Here is a 15473-nt window from a genome sequence, read left to right on the forward strand (position 1 = left end):
CCCGTCGTGGCTGCGCCGGCCGGTGGGGCCACATACGGTAGGACAGTGACGCCCACCCCCTCGAATGCCGCAGCCGAGACAGGCCCCACCCGGACCAACCGCCGGGCGCGGCTCGCCGTGTCCCTGCTGTTCCTCACCAACGGTGCCCTGTTCGCGAACCTGCTCCCCCGCTATCCGGCGATCAAGGACGGGCTCGACCTGTCCAACGCGGCCTTTGGCGCCGCCGTCGCGGCGTTCCCGCTCGGCGCGCTGATCGCCGGGCTCGCCGCCGCGTCGCTGATCCGCCGCTTCCATTCCTCCCGGGTCGCCGTCGCCGGCACGATCCTCACGGGCACGGGAGTCCTGCTCGCCGGCCTCGCGCCGAACTGGGCCATGCTGGCCGCCGCACTCTTCCTCGGCGGGGCGATGGATGCGATCACCGACGTCGCCCAGAACGCCCACGGCCTGCGCGTCCAACGCGCCTACGGCCGCTCGATCCTGAACTCCTTCCACGCCGTCTGGAGCGTCGGCGCGATGCTCGGCGGCCTGCTCGGCGGCGCCGCCGCCGGGCTCGACATCCCCCGCGGCATCCATCTGGCGATCTCGCTGGTCCTGTTCGGCGCCGTCGCCCTCGTCGCCCTGCCCCTGCTCCTGCCCGGTGCCGAGCCACGGCGCAGCACCGTGGTCACAACCGAAGCCGGGACGGCCACCTCCGAAGGGACCCGGCACGACGTCGATGCCACCCCCGTGCGCATCTCCCGATTGCGCATCGCGGCGTTGCTTGCCGCACTGGTCCTGGTGGGCATCGGCGGCACCCTGGTCGAGGATGCCGGCAGCTCCTGGGCAGCCATCTACCTCAAGGGTTCCCTCGGTGCCATTGCCCCCGTCGCGGCCCTGGGCTTTGTCGCGCTGGTTGGTTGCCAATTCGTCGGCCGGATGATCGGCGACGGGCTCGTGGACCGCTTCGGGCAACGAGCGGTCGCGCAGACCGGCGGAGCCATCGTCGTCGTGGCCATGGGGCTGGCCCTCGCGTTTCCCAGCGTGCCGGGAACCATCGTGGGTTTCGGCCTCGCGGGTTTCGGAGTGGCGACGCTGGTCCCCGCCGCCATGCACACCGCCGACGAACTACCGGGCCTGCGCCCAGGAACAGGGCTGACCGTCCTGAGCTGGCTCATGCGCCTGGGGTTCCTCTTCTCGCCGCCGATTGTGGGGGCCGTCGCCGACCGGACCAGCCTGGCCACCGGGCTGCTGGTCGTCCCGCTGGCGGGTGTCCTGGTCCTCGCCTGTTCCGCAGCATTGCCTCGCCGGGACCCTGGCGGTCGTCACAACGTTTCGTCGCCCTAGTTCCCCATGCGCGGCAGGTCGCGCTAACGGACGGATCAAATTCCTAGAATCCGTGGCCGCCAGCACGACTGAATAACAGTTTGCTGGTGTACCCCAAATCGACGGACCACGCCTTTAGGATCACGGTACTGGCCGTGACCAATGGGGGACGGCATCATCAGGGGGAATAGACATGGACAACAAGGCGCAGTCACCGTTGGGCCCAGGCCCGGTCACGCCGGATGGCAGTTCCAAGCCAAAGAAGGTCCGGATGAAACGGGCCCTGTATGTTCCGGTCGGCATCGCCGCGGGTGCCGGTCTGCTCATAGGCGGATTGGTCGGCGGGCTCATTGGCGCGTCTCCCCTGTCCGATCTGGAACAACAGATCGCCACTCAACAGGCGTCCATCAGCACCCTCAGTGAGCAGAATTCCGCTCTGCTGTCCGACGCCGAGGGGCACGCGGCGGCCATCCAGGAGCAACAAGAACTGGCTGCTGAGGCGAAAACCAATGCCGAGACGACCATCGCGGAGTACAAGGATGCGCAGAAGGCCACGGAAGGAAAGCTGAAGGAGCGGGAGACAGCCGTCGCAGCTGCCGAAAAGCAACTCGCCCAGGACCAGAAGGAGTTTGACGGTGCGGTCGCGGACCGTGAAGCCAACACCATCGGCCCCGGACTCTACGAGGTTGGCGTCGATGTGAAGGCCGGGAAGTACAAGACTTCTGGACCGGACGGCGCCAATCCCGTTGGCTGCTATTACGCGTGGCTCTCATCCTCCGAATCGGATGCCGACATCCTCGACAACAACATCGTTAACGGGCAGGCGGTCGTCACACTGCGCAAGGGCCAGTTCTTCGAGGTCAAGGCCTGCGAGGACTTCGTCAAGCAGTAAGTCGGGCCATCGCCCTCCGGCATGGCTTCGTTCCCCTAATCTGGAAGCGTGGTCAACTACACCTTCAGGCAGCTCCAATATTTCGTGGCCGTGGCCGACAGCGGCTCCCTTTCCGGCGCGGCAGCAGCCTGCCACATCTCGCAAGCCGCCATGTCCCAGGCCATCAGCGAGCTCGAACGCGTCGTCGGCTCCCAGCTATTGGTTCGGCACCGTGCACGCGGCGTGGTCCTCACGGCCGTCGGCACCCAGTTCCTCCACGATGCGCGCCAACTCATGCGCCATGCCGAAGAGGTCCAGAGCCGGATCGGCGAACGCAACAGCACGCTGTCGGGTCCGCTGGTCATCGGCTGCTACACCAGCCTGTCGCCCTTCTGGCTGCCGGTGATCTGCGAGCAGTTCGCTAAACCCAATACCGGTCTGGATGTAACGATCATCGAAGGCGATGGTGGGGACCTGCAGGAGCGCATGCTCGCTGGTTATCTCGATGCCGTGATCACGCATACCCGGCATCTGCTCCCCCGCGTCCAGTCGACCACCCTCATGCGGGGCCGGCCCTACGTGCTCCTGGCCGCCGACCACCCACTGGCCAAATACCCACGTGTGAAGCTGGCCGATCTGGCCGACGAGGACTTCGTGTCCTTGGACATTCCAACCGTGCGCGACAACCAGCTGGTGAACCTGCGCATGTCCGGCCTGGATCCGAAGATCGCGTGGAGCTCCACCAGCATCGAGACCGTGCGCGGAATGGTGGCCAGGGGGCTGGGCTATACGGTCCTGGTCCAGCGTCCCCCCAGCAACCTGAGCTATGACGGGCTGCCCCTGGCCGTCGTGGAGATCGACGGCCCAGTGGGTACCAGCGACATCTGCTTGGCCTATACGGCCACCGAGCGTCCGAGCCTGCGGCTGAAGGCCTTCGTCGACTTTTGCCAGTTGGTCGGTGCCGAACGCGACGAAGAGGCAGGCGTCCAGTAGCTCGACGCCTGCCTCTTCGGGCCGGAAGGTGCTCGGCCTACATCTCGTCGGCGGTGAGGTCCGCGTCCTTGCCTTCCTTCACGGTGCGCATGGCCAGGGCGGCGACCAGGAACGCTGCGGCCCAGGCGGCCCCGGCGATCCAGAGCGAACCGCCGCCGAGGACCACCAGACCGGCCACGATCATCGGGGTGAAACCGGCGCCTAAAGTGGAGGAAGCCTGGTAGACCAGCGAGGCGCCGGTGTAGCGCATCCGGGTGGGGAACAGCTCGGCGGTGAAAGCACCGAACGGGCCGAAGATGAACGCCTGGACCAGGCCATTGGCGATGAACAGGGCGATCGCGAAGAGCCAGAGCTGGCCCAGCTGCAGCATGAACATCATCGGCAGGGCGAGCACGGCACCTGCGATGATGCCGATCATCATCACCGGCCGGCGTCCGAGGCGGTCGGAGAAGCGGGCGGCGAAGAACACGCCGACGATGGTCAATGTGGCACCGATGGCCTTGATGTTCAGCACGGAGGTGCGGTCCATGCCAACCGAATCCACGACGTAGGAGATCGCCCAGACCGTCATGAGTCCCTGCACGGTGTAGGAGCTCATGCCCACCAGCGTGCCGCTGATGACGGACTTCGGGTACTTGGTCAGCACCTCCAGTATCGGCAGCCGTTTCTCCTCCGCCTTGTCCTCCAGCGCGAGGAAGAGCGGGGACTCGGCGACCTTCAGGCGGATCACCAGCCCGACGGCCACCAGCGCAATGCTGGCGATGAAGGGGACCCGCCATCCCCAGGACAGGAACTGGTCGTTGGGCATCGTGGAGACCGCCGAGACGGCAAGCGTGGCCAGCACCGCTCCTGCGGGACCTCCCATGTTGGCGAAGCTGGCGGCGAATCCGCGGCGTTCCTTGGGGGCGTGCTCCAGGGCCATCAGCATGGCACCGCCCCATTCACCGCCGACGGCCAGGCCCTGGGCAATACGCAGCAAGACCAAGGCGATGGGGGCGATCATGCCGACTTGCGCCGTCGTGGGGAGCAAGCCAATGAGCATCGAGGCCGCGCCCATGATCGACATGGAAGTGATCAGCACGCCCTTGCGCCCCAGCTTGTCACCAAAGTGCCCCAACACAATGGCCCCCATCGGCCGGGCGAGGTAGCCGACAGCCAGGGTCGCGAAGGAGGCGAAGATGGCCACCGATGGTGTCAGGCCCACGAAGAAGACCTTATTGAAGACCAGTGAAGCCGCGGTCGCGTAGAGGATGAAGTCGTAGAACTCGATGGCGCTGCCCATGAAGGAGGATGCGAGGATCCGCCGCATTTGCGGTGTGTTCAGGGAGGGTACGACCAGCGGGTCGTTCGCTGCCGGGGTCTCGGTGTCAGTGGTGGTTTTCATCGGGTGGCTGCCATTTCAAGGGGAAGGCGTGCAAAGGAGATGGTATCGAGGTCCTCCGGGACCAGGAACGTTCCGGAGAAGCCGTCGGCATGGGAGAGCCAGACGGAGAGCGGGGTGGTGCCCGGCACCAGGTGGTGCAGGGCGAGGCTGTGGGCCCCGGCGCGTTCGGCCAGGTCGATGGCCTGTGCGGGGGACGTGTGGGACCGGCGGTGGTGGTCCATCGACGCCTCGGCGGCCTCGGTTCCGACCGAGCCGTACATGCGCTGGACCCAATCGAAGTCGATGGCCTCGTGCAGCAGCAGGTCGGTGTCCTGCGCCAGCGTGACCAGATTCTCGCAGGGGGCGGTGTCGCCGGAGATGGTCACCGACCCCTCGACGGTGTCGAAACGGAACGCGAAGGCCGGGGCGATCGGCGGGTGCTCGACCAGGGTGGCGGTGACGGTGACCAGCTCGTCCCGGTAGATCTCGAACCGGGCGAAGCCATCCGGCGTCGGGTTCTCGTTCGGGTGGTAACCGGTTCCGTCGGGAATCTGGATGTCCGTGGCCGTGAAGTGGTCCAGCGGGGAGGGCCGGAGGGCGTCGATGACGCGGTCGTTCAGGTCCGTGGCATAGGCCTGCATCAGGTGGCTGAACATGCCGGCCGTTCCCGGCGTCGGGTTGGCCGGATACAGCGGCTGAGGAGGGGTGTGGGCGCGCGGCGATACCGGGGGCAGGGCCCCGCGATCGCCGGGACCGATGATCTGGATCGGCTCCTGTCCGGGTTTGAGGGTGAACAACCCGAAGATGGCCAGCGACGCCAGGTCGATGGTGTGGTCGGAATGCAGGTGGGTGAGGAAGATGCCGCGGAGGTTACCCGTGCTGAATCCGGCCTTCATCAGCTGGTTGCCGACCCCGGTACCGGCATCGACCAGGTAGACCGCATCGCCGACGACGACGGCTGTGGCGATTCCCGAGCGGCGCCCGGCATTCTCCCCGGTCCACCACCGCGGCCCGCCGGCGGTTCCCAGCGTGACGACGCGGGGGTTCAACGGCTTGTTCGGCATGACTTCTCCTTGCTGGGACCTATGATGTGACTCACGTTCCAGCATGGGCCGACAAGCCGCATACGTAAAACTGTTTTTAGCGGTGATCTTCCGAGGTATTGCTTATGATTGGCAGCGCCCCAGACCACACGGTCGGCGAATGACGCAGCATGTGCGGTCCGGGTAACGGTAATCCTGGCCGCGCCTGATCGGCACCCCACAGACACGAGGATGGCCCCACCATTCGGTGGGGCCATCCTCGTGTCGGCATGTCGGGATCCGGATGCGACCCCGCCATGCGATCGCGACGGGGTCGGGACGCACGGCGGGGCGGTGAGCGGGGAAAGCATTCCCGCCCCGCAGCAGCTACGCCGTGAAGCTGCCGCTCGCCTCCGGGGATCAGACTCTGTTGCGCACTCCGCGCAGGATCCACATCACCGCGCCGATGATCAGCAGGATGATGCCTATCCAGAGGAGGAACATCGCAGCCTTCACTGCGATGCCCAGGATGAGCAGGATGACTCCGATGATGATTAACGTCAGTACTAGTCCCATGCCGTTGACGCTAGCCCTCCGGCGGGTTCCTGTCGACGCTTCGGGTGCGCCCACCAGGAGTGTGGTTTTCCGATGCGCGTGAGCGGCTCTACTGCAGGGGCGTATCCAGGACGCAGAAGACATTGCCTTCCGGGTCCTGCAACACGGTCCACGGCTCCTCGCCGGTCTGCCCGATGTCCGCCTCCCGGGCTCCCAGCCCGCGAAGCCGTTCGACCTCGTCGCTCCGCGTCGAGGCGACCGGGTTGACGTCCAGGTGCAGCCGGCCCCGGTGCGCAGAGGGTTCGGCGCAGGTCGAGAACACGATGGTCGGCTGGACACCACCGAAGCCGGATTCGGGTCCGATCTCCACGGATCCGTCGTCCTCCCGGCTCAGGATGACCAGATCCAGGGCCCCGCACCAGAAGCGGGCAAGTTCTTCGGGCGACGTGCTTTCCAGGATGAGTTCGCTTAATCGCAGTGCCATGCACGCCATGGTAGGCAGACGGGCCGCCGGCACGGAACCGATGCCAGTGTCTTGCGTCAATCGGTTCGAGCGGAACAATGGGAAGGGCAGCATCCCCACGACCGTCCAGGAGGGCACAATGGATCCGAACGCGCCAGACGACGAAGCACGTCGCGAGACCGATGCCGAGGACAGGTCCCACCCGGACGACGTGGACAAGGAAGCCGTCCTGGACGAGGAACCGCAGGATTCCGCCGGTTCGGCGATGCCGTTGTATTCCGATCTGGTGGGTCTGGAATCCGACGAGGCAGACGTCGCCGAACAGTCCCTACCGGTTCCGGGCGACGAGGAGGAACACGACCGCGACTAGGCGCGGCTCTCTCCTGCCGGGACACCGTACGCATCGAACCGCCGGAATCCACCCGGAACCCGCACCGATCGCGGACCTCAGCCCCGGACGAGTACGTCCGCAGCCGTGTCCATGTGCCTCCGGATGACCCGACCCACGAGGTCCGCATCCCCGGATTCGACGGCGTCGACGATGTCCGCGTGCCGCCCGGCGTCCATGTTCTTCAGGCCGCGGTCCTTGCCCGCCCACATGATCGACATCCGGATGCTCCCCTCCAGCTGCTCCCAGGCGTGCACCAGGGACTGGTTGCCGCTGAGTCGGCAGAGGGCCCGGTGGAATTCCAAGTCCGCTTCGACCCCCTCGTCGAGTCCCCTCTTGGCCGCTGCCTCCATGGCGCCGAGCGATGCGCGCAGGGATGCCAGGGCATCCGTGCGGTCCTCCACGTGGCACAGGGTTTGCGCCGCCAGCACTTCCAAGGCTGCCCGAACGGCGAAGATGTCCCGGATCTCACCGGTGTCGAGGCTGCGCACCGAGAGGCGCCCGCGGGCACCGATGGACACCAGTCCCTCCTGTTGGAGCTGCCGCAGTGCCTCGCGCAGGGTTCCGCGGCTGATCTGCAGCATCTCCGACAGTTCCGTCTCGACCAGGTGCTTGCCCGGAGGCAGCTCACCGGTGGTGATGGCCTTGCGCAGTGCCGACAGGGCCTGCTGCCGCAAACTCGTCTTCTGGAGACCGCCGAGTGCGAGCGTTTCCGTCGTCATTGTCGTCCAACTCCCTTGTGCCTGTCGTCAACCGTTAACAATTGCCGTTGGCGTCCACCTTACGCCCGCCCGGACCCGTCCTTGGGAAGGCCCGGGCGAACGGCCGGTTTAGAGCTCGGCGAGGACCTTCGCCACGATGGACTTGATCGATAGGCCGTAGCGGTCGTGGAGCGTGGGCAGGGCCCCTGCATCCAAGAACTCATCGGGCAGCGCCACCGGAACGATCCGTTGGCCCAGCCCGGCGCGCACGACGGCGGATGCCACAGTCTCGAACAACCCGCCGATCACCGTATGGTTCTCCAGGGTGAGCACCAGTCGGTCGCCGTCGACCTCACGCAGCACGGTTTCCTCGTCAAACGGCTTGATGGTGGGCGTGTGAACGACCGCGACGTCGACGTGGTGCTGGGCCAGGTCCCTCGCGGCGTCGAGGGCGCGCATGGTCATCAAACCGCTCGAAACCAACACGACGTCCGCTCCCCCGCGCAGAACCTTGGCCTTGCCCAGTTCGAAGGTGTAGTCGTATTCGTCCAGAACCGTGGGGACCTTGCCGCGCAGCAGGCGCAGGTAGGTCGGCCCATCGCTGTCCGCCAGCTGCGGGACCGACTGTTCGATGTCCACCGAGTCGCAGGGATCCACGATCGTCAGGTTCGGCATGCCCCGGAAGATGGCCATGTCCTCGGTCGCCTGATGGCTGGGGCCGTAGCCGGTGGTCAGGCCGGGCAAGCCGCCGACGACGTTGACGTTCAGATTGGGTTCGGCAATGTCCAAGCACAGGAAGTCGTAGGCGCGCCGGGCAGCGAACACCGAGTACGTCGAGGCAAACGGAACCAGTCCGGTCTGCGCCATGCCGGCCGCAGCGCCGAGCAGCAGCTGTTCGGCCATGCCCATCTGGAAGAACCGCTCCGGGTGCGCCTGGGCGAAGACGTGCATGTCCGTGTACTTGCCCAGGTCGGCGGTCAGTCCAACGATGGCGGGATTCGCCTCGGCCGCGCGGGCGAGTGCATGGCCGAAGGGCGCTGCGGTGGTCTTCTGGCCATCCTCCGCAATGGAGGCGATCATGGCCGAGGTCTTCAGCCGCTTCGTGGTGGGGGTGGTGGTCATCGGTTCAGCCCTTCGTTTCCGGCAGCGAGCTGGTCTCGGCACAGCTGCCATTCGTGTTCCTCGATGCGCATGAAGTGCGCCTTTTCCCGGGTTTCCAACATCGGCACGCCGCGCCCGATGCGGGTGTCGCACAGGATGACGGCGGGCCGTCCCTGCCGCTGTCCCGGATCGGCCGCCGCGTGGAAGGCGGCCAGCAGGGCGTCGGCGTCATTGCCGTCCACGCGCTGGGTGAACCAGCACGAGGCAGCCCATTTGTCGGCGACGGGCTCGGTGCGCAGCACGGTATCGGTCTTGCCGTCGGCCTGCAGGGCGTTGACGTCCACCAGGACGGTGAGGTTGTCGAGGCCGTGGTGGTGCGCGCCCATGGCCGCCTCCCAGGTCGAGCCTTCATCGAGTTCGCCATCGGACATGAAGTTGATGACCCGGGCGTTGGATCCCTGGTGGCGCAGGCCCAGGGCGGTGCCCACGGCAACGCCGAGGCCATGGCCCAGGGAGCCTCCGGAGATCTCCATGCCCGGGGTGTAGGTCGCCATGCCGGACATCGGCAGCCGGGAGTCATCCGATCCGTAGGTTTCCAGCTCGGCGAGCGGGATGATGCCGGCTTCGGCCAAGGCAGCGTAGTGGCCGATCGCGTAGTGGCCGGTGGAGAGCAGGAAGCGGTCCCTGCCGGCCCAGTCGGGGTCCGCGGCCCGGAACGAGAGCTGGTCGGCGTAGACGGCGGCGAACATCTCGGATGCCCCGAGTGCCTGGCCAACGTAGCCCTGCCCCTGCACCTCGCCCATGTCGAGGATGTGGTGGCGCATTCGGTAGGCGAAACCTTGGACGTGGCGGACCCTCTCGGTCCGGGCAGACGCCGACGTGGGCGTGGTAGCGGTGGTGGCGGTGGTCATGGTGTACCTCTATTTCGTCAGGGAAGTGGTGGTGTCGGTGCAGTGCGCCATGTCGTCAGATGCTGAGGCTTCGGCTTCAGCGGCGAGGCGGCGCTCCGTGAGGCCCCAGGTCTCGCGGGTCACCAAAGCGGCCCAGAGTCCGATGGCCCCGTAGGCGCTGAACAGCAGGGCCGGGCCCATCCAGCCGAGCCACATGAACAGCAAGGTGGTGATGAAGGGCGTGAAACCGGAAACCATGGCCGAGATCTGGTAGGCCAGCGAGGCGCCGGAGGAGCGGGTCCGCGCTTGGAACAGCTCGGGGAACCAGGCTCCCTGGGCACCGGCCAGCGAATTCTGGCACACGGCGTAGGAGATGACGACGGTGGCAATGACGAACAGGAACATTCCCGAGTTCACCATCAGGAACATGGGGATGCCGAACAGGACGGCAAAGGCCGTGGAGGCGATGTACACCGGCCGCCGGCCCACCTTGTCGGTGAGCGCACCCCAGCCCATGGTCGCAAAGATGCCGATGGCCGAGGCGATGCAGAGTGCGACGAGGGTTTCGGATTTCTCCGCCAACCCGGTGGTATGCAGGTACGAGATCATGTACGTGATGGAGACGGCATAGCCCGCTGTCTCGGCAATGCGCAGGCCGATACCGCGGACGATGTTGCGCCAGTCGGAGCGGATGACGTCGACGATCGGGTTCCTGGCGATGTCGCCGGAGGACTTCACGTCCTGGAAGACCGGGGACTCCGGGACCTTCGAGCGGATGATCAGGCCCACCGCGACCAGGAGGATGCTGGCCAGGAAGGGGACCCGCCAGGCCCAGGAACCGGGCAGGTGGACGCTGTACAGGAAGACGATGTTGGCCAACAGGAGCCCGACCGGGAAACCGGCCTGCACGATGCCGGTGAACTTGCCCTTCCGACGCCACGGAGCGTGCTCGTAGCTCATCAGGATGGCCCCGCCCCATTCGGCGCCGAAGGCCAGGCCCTGGACGATCCGGACGAAGACCAGCAGTGCCGGTGCCAGCAGGCCGACGGTTGCGTAGGTGGGCAGCAGCCCAATCGCGAAGGTCGCCAGACCCATCAGGACCAGGGATCCGACCAGGACGGGCTTGCGGCCGAGCCGGTCGCCCAGGTGGCCCCCGAGGATCCCGCCCAGTGGACGGGCAGCGAACCCCACGCCGAGGGTGGCGAAGGAAGCCAACGTGCCCGTCACCGGGTCCGCGCCGGGAAAGAAAGCGTGGCCGAAATACAGGGCCGCGGCTGTGCCGAAACCGATGAAATCGTAGGTTTCGATAACGGCTCCGACGCTGGAACCGACGGCGACGCGACGGGCGTCCTTCGTGCCGCGTATGGGGCCGCGCATCTCGAGGCGTTGAGCGCTCATGGTGTCCTTCCAATCTCCTGTCCGAAGCGAGTTCGCATCCGGCAGTGTTGACAGTCAACAGGGTATGCCAATCAGTGTGAGCGGCGCCGCCTCGCACTGTCAACAGTCAACTGCAATTAAATTCAAGCTGTTGACTGTTGACAGTTAACGGGATTACGGTGGTCCTCGTCACAACCGAACCAGCGGCGGAAAACCACCGTCGGCCGATTCCGGAGGAATCACATGAACTCAACGCAACGCACCGCCGTCGTCACCGGCGCCACCTCCGACAGGGGCATCGGCAAGGCCGTGGCCACTCGCTTCGCCCGTGATGGCTGGGGCGTCGTCGTCCTGGATTTGGACGCAGGCAAGGCCAAGGCCGTAGCAGCCGACCTCTCCCGTGAACACGGGGTGCCCTCACTCGGACATGCCGTCGACGTCGCGGACGAGGCATCCGTGGATGCCGCCCTGCAGGCAGTGCGGACCGCGGTCGGCCACGACGACCTGCCCGCCGTGGGGGCAGTGGCCAATATCGCCGGCATCACCTCCCCCGTCCCCTTCCTGGAGACCACCCGCCAGCTCTGGGACCAGGTCATGGCCGTGAACGCCACCGGCACCTACCTGGTAACAAAGGCCTTCCTGCCGGACATGATGGACAACGGCTGGGGACGCATCGTGAACATGTCCTCGGTCTCCGCCCAACGCGGCGGCGGCGTCTTCGGCAAGGTCCCCTACTCCTCGGCCAAGGCCGCCATCCTGGGCTTCACCAAGGCCCTGGCCCGGGAGCTGGAGGACAGCGGCGTCACCATCAACGCCGTCGCCCCCGGTGCTGTCGACACCAACATCCGCGTCGGATCGACTGCCGAAAGCGAAGCGGCCATCACCGGCGGCATCCCGCTGGGCCGCACCGCAACCACCGAAGAAATCGCAGCCGTCGTGTCCTTTCTCGCCAGCGAGGACGCCTCCTACCTCACCGGGGGGACCATCGACATCAACGGCGGCAGCCACCTGCACTAAGACCACGGGTGCATCGGCAACTCCACGCGCAGGCTGGTCCCGCCGTCACCTGTGGCCAGCACGCCGATCGTCCCGCCGGCACGCACCACCATCTCGCGGGCGAGGGACAGCCCGATGCCCGTGCTGCGCGGGGTGCCCGACCGGCCTGCCGCACCATGTGCGTGGCGGTCGAAGATGCGCTGCGGTTCGATCCCGGAGATCCCGCTACCGGTGTCGGTGACCGTCAGGTGGGCCGTGCTCCCGTGGCGCTCCGTGATGACTGTGACCGTTCCGCCGGACGGCGTGTACTTCGTGGCGTTGTCGATGAGCCCGGTCAGGATCCGCCGGATGGCGACCTCGCCCAGCGGCACCGGCAACGGCCCCTCCGCGGGGACATGACGCAGCTCGACCCCGCGCGGCCCGGCGAGCACGCCGAGCTCGCGGACCGCCTCCGCGGCGAGGTCGTCCAGGTCCGCCGGGTGAACCGTCCGGAGCCCGGTTCCGCCGTCGACGGTGGAGAGCAGGTCGTCGATCACCCGCGCGAGGTGGGCGGAGTCGCGGCGCAGGGTATCCAGTTCCCCGGCGAACTCATGGCCGGCGCCCGCCCGGCGCTGGAGCAGCTGCAGCCGCGTGTCGAGCACGGTCAGCGGGGTGCGCAGTTCGTGGCTGACATCCTGGGCGAAGCGGCGCTGGACCTCCAGTGTTGCGCCCAACGGCCTGACCGCGCGACGGGCGCTGAGCATCCCGACGATCCCGGAGAGCACGATGCCGGCGACCCCGCCCAGGACCAGCAGCTGGAGCAGATCGACCACTTCCAGGGAGATGCGTACCTGCGGCTCGCCGTCCCCACCCGGGGACGTCCCGGCGTGCAGGGCGATGTAGGTCCCGCCGATCACCAGGACCACCAGCACGACGGCGGCGGTGACGGTCGCCAGCTGCCACCCCACCCGCAGTGCGGCGTGGCGCATGGCGCTGGCTTCCCAGGCCCCGGGGCCGCCGGTGCTGGTCCTGCTCATTCGAGTCCTCCGAGGTGGTAGCCGGTGCCGTGGACGGTGCGGATGACCGATCGCGCGGTCTTCTTGCGCAGGTGGTGGACGTAGGTGTCGACGATGCCCGGCCCGTCCTCGGCGGCGAACGCCAGCTCCAGGAGTTCGGCCCGGGTGAAGACCCGCCCGGGTTCGGCGGCCAGGATCGCCAGCAGCCGGGTCTCCGCCGGGGAGAGTTCGACGCGGTCACCGTAGGGGGAGGTCAGCACGCGTGATGCCTCCGCCAGTTCCCAGGAGCCGACCGCCAGCGGTCCTGCTGGTTTGCGGGATGCCCCAGGCTTCCCGTTGCGGGTCAGGGCGCGTAATCGGGCGGAGAGTTCGTCGATGTCGAAGGGCTTGACCAGGTAGTCGTTGGCGCCGGCGTCGAGGCCCTCCACCTTGTCGGCGACGGCCCCGAGGGCGGTGAGGATGAGGATCGGCGTATCGATGCCGTGGCCGCGCAGGGCGGAGACCAGCCGGATGCCGTCGATCCCGGGCAGGCCGCGGTCGATGACCATCACGTCCCATTGCCCGGTCAGCCCCTGTTGCAGTCCGGACGGCCCGTCCACGGCGAGTTCGGCTGCGAACCCGTCGGCCAACAGCTCCACGAGCAGCGGTCCCAACGCGGGATCGTCCTCGACCAGCAGCAGGCGCGGGGCGGTGGCAGGGCTCATGGGACCTCATTGTTCCAGAGCCGCACCCCGGCGTGTCAGGCGCCCGTCGCGGAGCGCCTGCGGTGGCGCAGGAACGTGATGACCGGGGGCAGCATCGAGACCACGACCACCGCCATCATCCACGCATCGATGTGGTTGGCCACCACGGGGAGCCCGCCGAGCCATATGCCCAGCAGGACCACCCCCACGGACCAGAGGATGCCGCCGGAGACGTTCCAGGCCAGGAACTTGCGGTACCGGTAGTGCGCGGCACCGGCGGCCAACGGGGTGAACGTGCGCACGATCGGCACGAACCGTGCCAGCACCAGGGCCGCTCCCCCGTGCCGGGCGAAGAAGTCCTCGGTCTGCTCGAGGTAGCGCGTCTTGAGGATCTTGGCGTCAGTGCTGAACCAGCGCCGTCCGACCTTGCTGCCGATCAGGTAGCCGACGCTATCCCCGCCGATCGCCGCCACCGCTGCCACGGCGATCAGGACCGGCAGCGGCAGCCCGAGCTGGTGGTGGATCATGCCGACGGCGAAGAGCAGCGAGTCCCCGGGCAGGAACGGGAACAGGCACCCGGACTCGATGAAGACGATGACGAAGACGACCGCGGCCACCCAGGGCCCGGCACCCACCAGCACCGCTGAGGGATCAAACATGGCGGCCTCCCGTCGTCGTACCCGGCGCCCCGAAAAGGTGCCCGAACCGTGCACCCAGCCACGGGTCGATCCACCCGCGCCACAGCCACGTCCACAGCAGCGCCCCGGCGGTGGCGACCAGCAGCGAGCCGAGCACATCGCTGGGATAGTGCACGCCCAGGTAGAGCCGCGAGGCGGCGACCACCAGGGCGAACACACCGCCGACGATGCCGACCAGCCGGCGGGTCCTGCGGGTGCGGGCGATGACCAGCACGCCGGCCAGCACCAGTGCGGCGGCCAGTTCGGTGTGGCCACTGGGAAAGCTGTCGGTCCCCAGCTCGGGCACCAGGGCGTGGGTCGCGGTCAGCGGCGGGCGCGCCCGGTCGACCAGCGCCTTGCCCACGGCCGCAGGCAGCCACCCCGCGCACACGGTGCTCCCGAAAGCCAGGGCTGTGGTCAGGCCACGGCGGGACCACAGCAGCAGGCAGGCCGCCGCCAGGATCACCACCCCGCCGAGCGGCTGCAGGACCGTGTTGATCCACAACGCCAGGGCCGAGAACACGCCGATCCGATCGTGGCTGAGGGCGACGTCCCACCCGAGTTCGGGGCTGAAACGGCCCGCGCCCTTGGCCCACAGGCCCAGGAGCAGCGCCAGGACATAGAGCACGACGGCGGCCACCGGCCACCAGCGCCGGGTCACGCCGGTGACGGGGCCAGGCGGGGAGGCGGTGGACGTGGTGCGGGCAAGGTCGGCCATGGTTCTCCGATTCGTCAAGGGTGGTCGGGAACCAGTGTGCGCCGTGCCCTGTCAGAATCCTTTAAGAATCGTCGGCGCCGCGGGCAGGCGACACCGCTGACCGGTCCACGCTGGCGGCTCCCGTTCCGGACACGGATTCAGTCGCCGTCGCCGTCGTCGGGCACTGCCGTGAAGCACTGCCAGCTGGCTTGCCCGCCGAACAGCAGCGCGGCGGCAGTCCCGGCCCGCAGCACCGGTGGCTCCTCGCGCGGACGCGTCGCCGCGAAGGGGCCGGATCCGGCGGTGACAGTGGTGATCGCCGGAGGGTCCACGGTCTTTCGGCTGGATTCCACGATTGCCTCCTGGTGGGTGGTCCCCCGATCATCCCCCCGACATCCG

At 67.6% G+C, this 15473-nt stretch carries 18 protein-coding genes; 5 read left to right on the plus strand and 13 right to left on the minus strand.

What is annotated here, in order from left to right:
* Positions 1 to 45: 45 nt before the first annotated feature.
* The 3 genes from AB8M85_RS08045 to AB8M85_RS08055 all read left to right on the plus strand — a co-directional run bounded on the left by AB8M85_RS08045 (position 46) and on the right by AB8M85_RS08055 (position 3166).
* Positions 46 to 1323: an MFS transporter gene (locus tag AB8M85_RS08045; RefSeq protein ID WP_372698253.1), complete on the plus strand. Its 1278-nt coding sequence runs from the start codon at positions 46 to 48 to the stop codon at positions 1321 to 1323.
* Between the two features lie 172 nt (positions 1324 to 1495).
* Positions 1496 to 2194: a hypothetical protein gene (locus tag AB8M85_RS08050; protein WP_372698254.1), complete on the plus strand. Its 699-nt coding sequence runs from the start codon at positions 1496 to 1498 to the stop codon at positions 2192 to 2194.
* 48 nt (positions 2195 to 2242) lie between these two features.
* Positions 2243 to 3166 carry a LysR family transcriptional regulator gene (locus AB8M85_RS08055; protein WP_372698255.1) on the plus strand — a complete coding sequence of 308 codons (924 nt, stop codon included), beginning with the start codon at positions 2243 to 2245 and terminating at the stop codon, positions 3164 to 3166.
* Between the two features lie 37 nt (positions 3167 to 3203).
* Here the strand turns inward: AB8M85_RS08055 and AB8M85_RS08060 are convergent, their stop codons facing one another.
* The 4 genes from AB8M85_RS08060 to AB8M85_RS08075 form a co-directional block, all read right to left on the minus strand.
* Positions 3204 to 4550: an MFS transporter gene (locus AB8M85_RS08060; protein WP_372698256.1), complete on the minus strand. Its 1347-nt coding sequence runs from the start codon at positions 4548 to 4550 to the stop codon at positions 3204 to 3206.
* Complete coding sequence (locus AB8M85_RS08065; protein ID WP_372698257.1) at positions 4547 to 5593, minus strand: MBL fold metallo-hydrolase; 1047 nt, start codon at positions 5591 to 5593, stop codon at positions 4547 to 4549. The genes AB8M85_RS08060 and AB8M85_RS08065 overlap by 4 nt, the downstream gene beginning before the upstream one ends.
* Positions 5594 to 5971: 378 nt before the next feature.
* On the minus strand, positions 5972 to 6127 hold the full coding sequence (locus AB8M85_RS08070) for a hypothetical protein (RefSeq protein ID WP_372698258.1): 156 nt from the start codon (positions 6125 to 6127) through the stop codon (positions 5972 to 5974).
* An 88-nt stretch (positions 6128 to 6215) separates the two neighbouring features.
* Positions 6216 to 6590, minus strand: coding sequence for a VOC family protein (locus tag AB8M85_RS08075; protein ID WP_372698259.1), 375 nt, complete (start codon positions 6588 to 6590; stop codon positions 6216 to 6218).
* 118 nt (positions 6591 to 6708) lie between these two features.
* Here AB8M85_RS08075 and AB8M85_RS08080 point away from each other — a divergent pair, with 118 nt between their 5' ends.
* Positions 6709 to 6939 (plus strand): hypothetical protein, encoded by a 231-nt coding sequence (locus AB8M85_RS08080; RefSeq protein WP_372698260.1) that lies wholly within the window; start codon positions 6709 to 6711, stop codon positions 6937 to 6939.
* A 77-nt stretch (positions 6940 to 7016) separates the two neighbouring features.
* Here the strand turns inward: AB8M85_RS08080 and AB8M85_RS08085 are convergent, their stop codons facing one another.
* The 4 genes from AB8M85_RS08085 to AB8M85_RS08100 all read right to left on the minus strand — a co-directional run bounded on the left by AB8M85_RS08085 (position 7017) and on the right by AB8M85_RS08100 (position 11047).
* Positions 7017 to 7679, minus strand: a complete 663-nt coding sequence (locus AB8M85_RS08085) for a GntR family transcriptional regulator (RefSeq protein WP_372698261.1) — start codon at positions 7677 to 7679, stop codon at positions 7017 to 7019.
* A 108-nt stretch (positions 7680 to 7787) separates the two neighbouring features.
* On the minus strand, positions 7788 to 8780 hold the full coding sequence (locus tag AB8M85_RS08090; RefSeq protein ID WP_372698262.1) for a transketolase family protein: 993 nt from the start codon (positions 8778 to 8780) through the stop codon (positions 7788 to 7790).
* The gene (locus tag AB8M85_RS08095; RefSeq protein WP_372698263.1) at positions 8777 to 9670 is read right to left on the minus strand and encodes a transketolase; all 894 of its coding nucleotides are present in this window, start codon (positions 9668 to 9670) and stop codon (positions 8777 to 8779) included. Before AB8M85_RS08095 ends, AB8M85_RS08090 begins: the two co-directional genes overlap by 4 nt.
* A gap of 9 nt (positions 9671 to 9679) precedes the next feature.
* On the minus strand, positions 9680 to 11047 hold the full coding sequence (locus AB8M85_RS08100; RefSeq protein WP_372698264.1) for an MFS transporter: 1368 nt from the start codon (positions 11045 to 11047) through the stop codon (positions 9680 to 9682).
* A 222-nt stretch (positions 11048 to 11269) separates the two neighbouring features.
* On the opposite strand from AB8M85_RS08100, the gene AB8M85_RS08105 reads away from it, so the two are divergent.
* A complete protein-coding gene (locus AB8M85_RS08105) occupies positions 11270 to 12043 on the plus strand; it encodes an SDR family NAD(P)-dependent oxidoreductase (RefSeq protein ID WP_372698265.1) in 774 nt (257 codons plus the stop codon).
* On the opposite strand, the gene AB8M85_RS08110 is transcribed toward AB8M85_RS08105, so the two are convergent.
* From AB8M85_RS08110 to AB8M85_RS08130, 5 genes are all read right to left on the minus strand, one after another.
* Positions 12040 to 13038, minus strand: a complete 999-nt coding sequence (locus AB8M85_RS08110) for a sensor histidine kinase (RefSeq protein WP_372698266.1) — start codon at positions 13036 to 13038, stop codon at positions 12040 to 12042. The genes AB8M85_RS08105 and AB8M85_RS08110 overlap by 4 nt on opposite strands.
* Entirely contained in the window at positions 13035 to 13721 is a 687-nt protein-coding gene (locus AB8M85_RS08115; protein ID WP_372698267.1) for a response regulator transcription factor, read from the minus strand. The genes AB8M85_RS08110 and AB8M85_RS08115 overlap by 4 nt, the downstream gene beginning before the upstream one ends.
* 35 nt (positions 13722 to 13756) lie before the next feature.
* On the minus strand, positions 13757 to 14359 hold the full coding sequence (locus AB8M85_RS08120) for a VTT domain-containing protein (RefSeq protein ID WP_372698268.1): 603 nt from the start codon (positions 14357 to 14359) through the stop codon (positions 13757 to 13759).
* A complete protein-coding gene (locus AB8M85_RS08125; RefSeq protein ID WP_372698269.1) occupies positions 14352 to 15095 on the minus strand; it encodes a phosphatase PAP2 family protein in 744 nt (247 codons plus the stop codon). Before AB8M85_RS08125 ends, AB8M85_RS08120 begins: the two co-directional genes overlap by 8 nt.
* 137 nt (positions 15096 to 15232) lie before the next feature.
* On the minus strand, positions 15233 to 15427 hold the full coding sequence (locus AB8M85_RS08130) for a hypothetical protein (protein WP_372698270.1): 195 nt from the start codon (positions 15425 to 15427) through the stop codon (positions 15233 to 15235).
* Positions 15428 to 15473: the final 46 nt, after the last annotated feature.

It is taken from the genome of Arthrobacter sp. JSM 101049, from assembly GCF_041679245.1.
Taxonomy (GTDB): domain Bacteria; phylum Actinomycetota; class Actinomycetes; order Actinomycetales; family Micrococcaceae; genus Arthrobacter_H.

Bases quoted from the DNA above. Each gene is read 5' to 3' on its own strand.
- AB8M85_RS08085 (WP_372698261.1), bottom strand. From the start codon at position 7,679: ATGACGACGGAAACGCTCGCACTCGGCGGTCTCCAGAAGACGAGTTTG.
- AB8M85_RS08090 (WP_372698262.1), bottom strand. From the start codon at position 8,780: ATGACCACCACCCCCACCACGAAGCGGCTGAAGACCTCGGCCATGATC.
- AB8M85_RS08060 (WP_372698256.1), bottom strand. From the start codon at position 4,550: ATGAAAACCACCACTGACACCGAGACCCCGGCAGCGAACGACCCGCTG.
- AB8M85_RS08100 (WP_372698264.1), bottom strand. From the start codon at position 11,047: ATGAGCGCTCAACGCCTCGAGATGCGCGGCCCCATACGCGGCACGAAG.
- AB8M85_RS08080 (WP_372698260.1), top strand. From the start codon at position 6,709: ATGGATCCGAACGCGCCAGACGACGAAGCACGTCGCGAGACCGATGCC.
- AB8M85_RS08065 (WP_372698257.1), bottom strand. From the start codon at position 5,593: ATGCCGAACAAGCCGTTGAACCCCCGCGTCGTCACGCTGGGAACCGCC.
- AB8M85_RS08075 (WP_372698259.1), bottom strand. From the start codon at position 6,590: ATGGCACTGCGATTAAGCGAACTCATCCTGGAAAGCACGTCGCCCGAA.
- AB8M85_RS08120 (WP_372698268.1), bottom strand. From the start codon at position 14,359: ATGTTTGATCCCTCAGCGGTGCTGGTGGGTGCCGGGCCCTGGGTGGCC.
- AB8M85_RS08115 (WP_372698267.1), bottom strand. From the start codon at position 13,721: ATGAGCCCTGCCACCGCCCCGCGCCTGCTGCTGGTCGAGGACGATCCC.
- AB8M85_RS08125 (WP_372698269.1), bottom strand. From the start codon at position 15,095: ATGGCCGACCTTGCCCGCACCACGTCCACCGCCTCCCCGCCTGGCCCC.
- AB8M85_RS08105 (WP_372698265.1), top strand. From the start codon at position 11,270: ATGAACTCAACGCAACGCACCGCCGTCGTCACCGGCGCCACCTCCGAC.
- AB8M85_RS08050 (WP_372698254.1), top strand. From the start codon at position 1,496: ATGGACAACAAGGCGCAGTCACCGTTGGGCCCAGGCCCGGTCACGCCG.
- AB8M85_RS08070 (WP_372698258.1), bottom strand. From the start codon at position 6,127: ATGGGACTAGTACTGACGTTAATCATCATCGGAGTCATCCTGCTCATC.
- AB8M85_RS08110 (WP_372698266.1), bottom strand. From the start codon at position 13,038: ATGAGCAGGACCAGCACCGGCGGCCCCGGGGCCTGGGAAGCCAGCGCC.
- AB8M85_RS08095 (WP_372698263.1), bottom strand. From the start codon at position 9,670: ATGACCACCGCCACCACCGCTACCACGCCCACGTCGGCGTCTGCCCGG.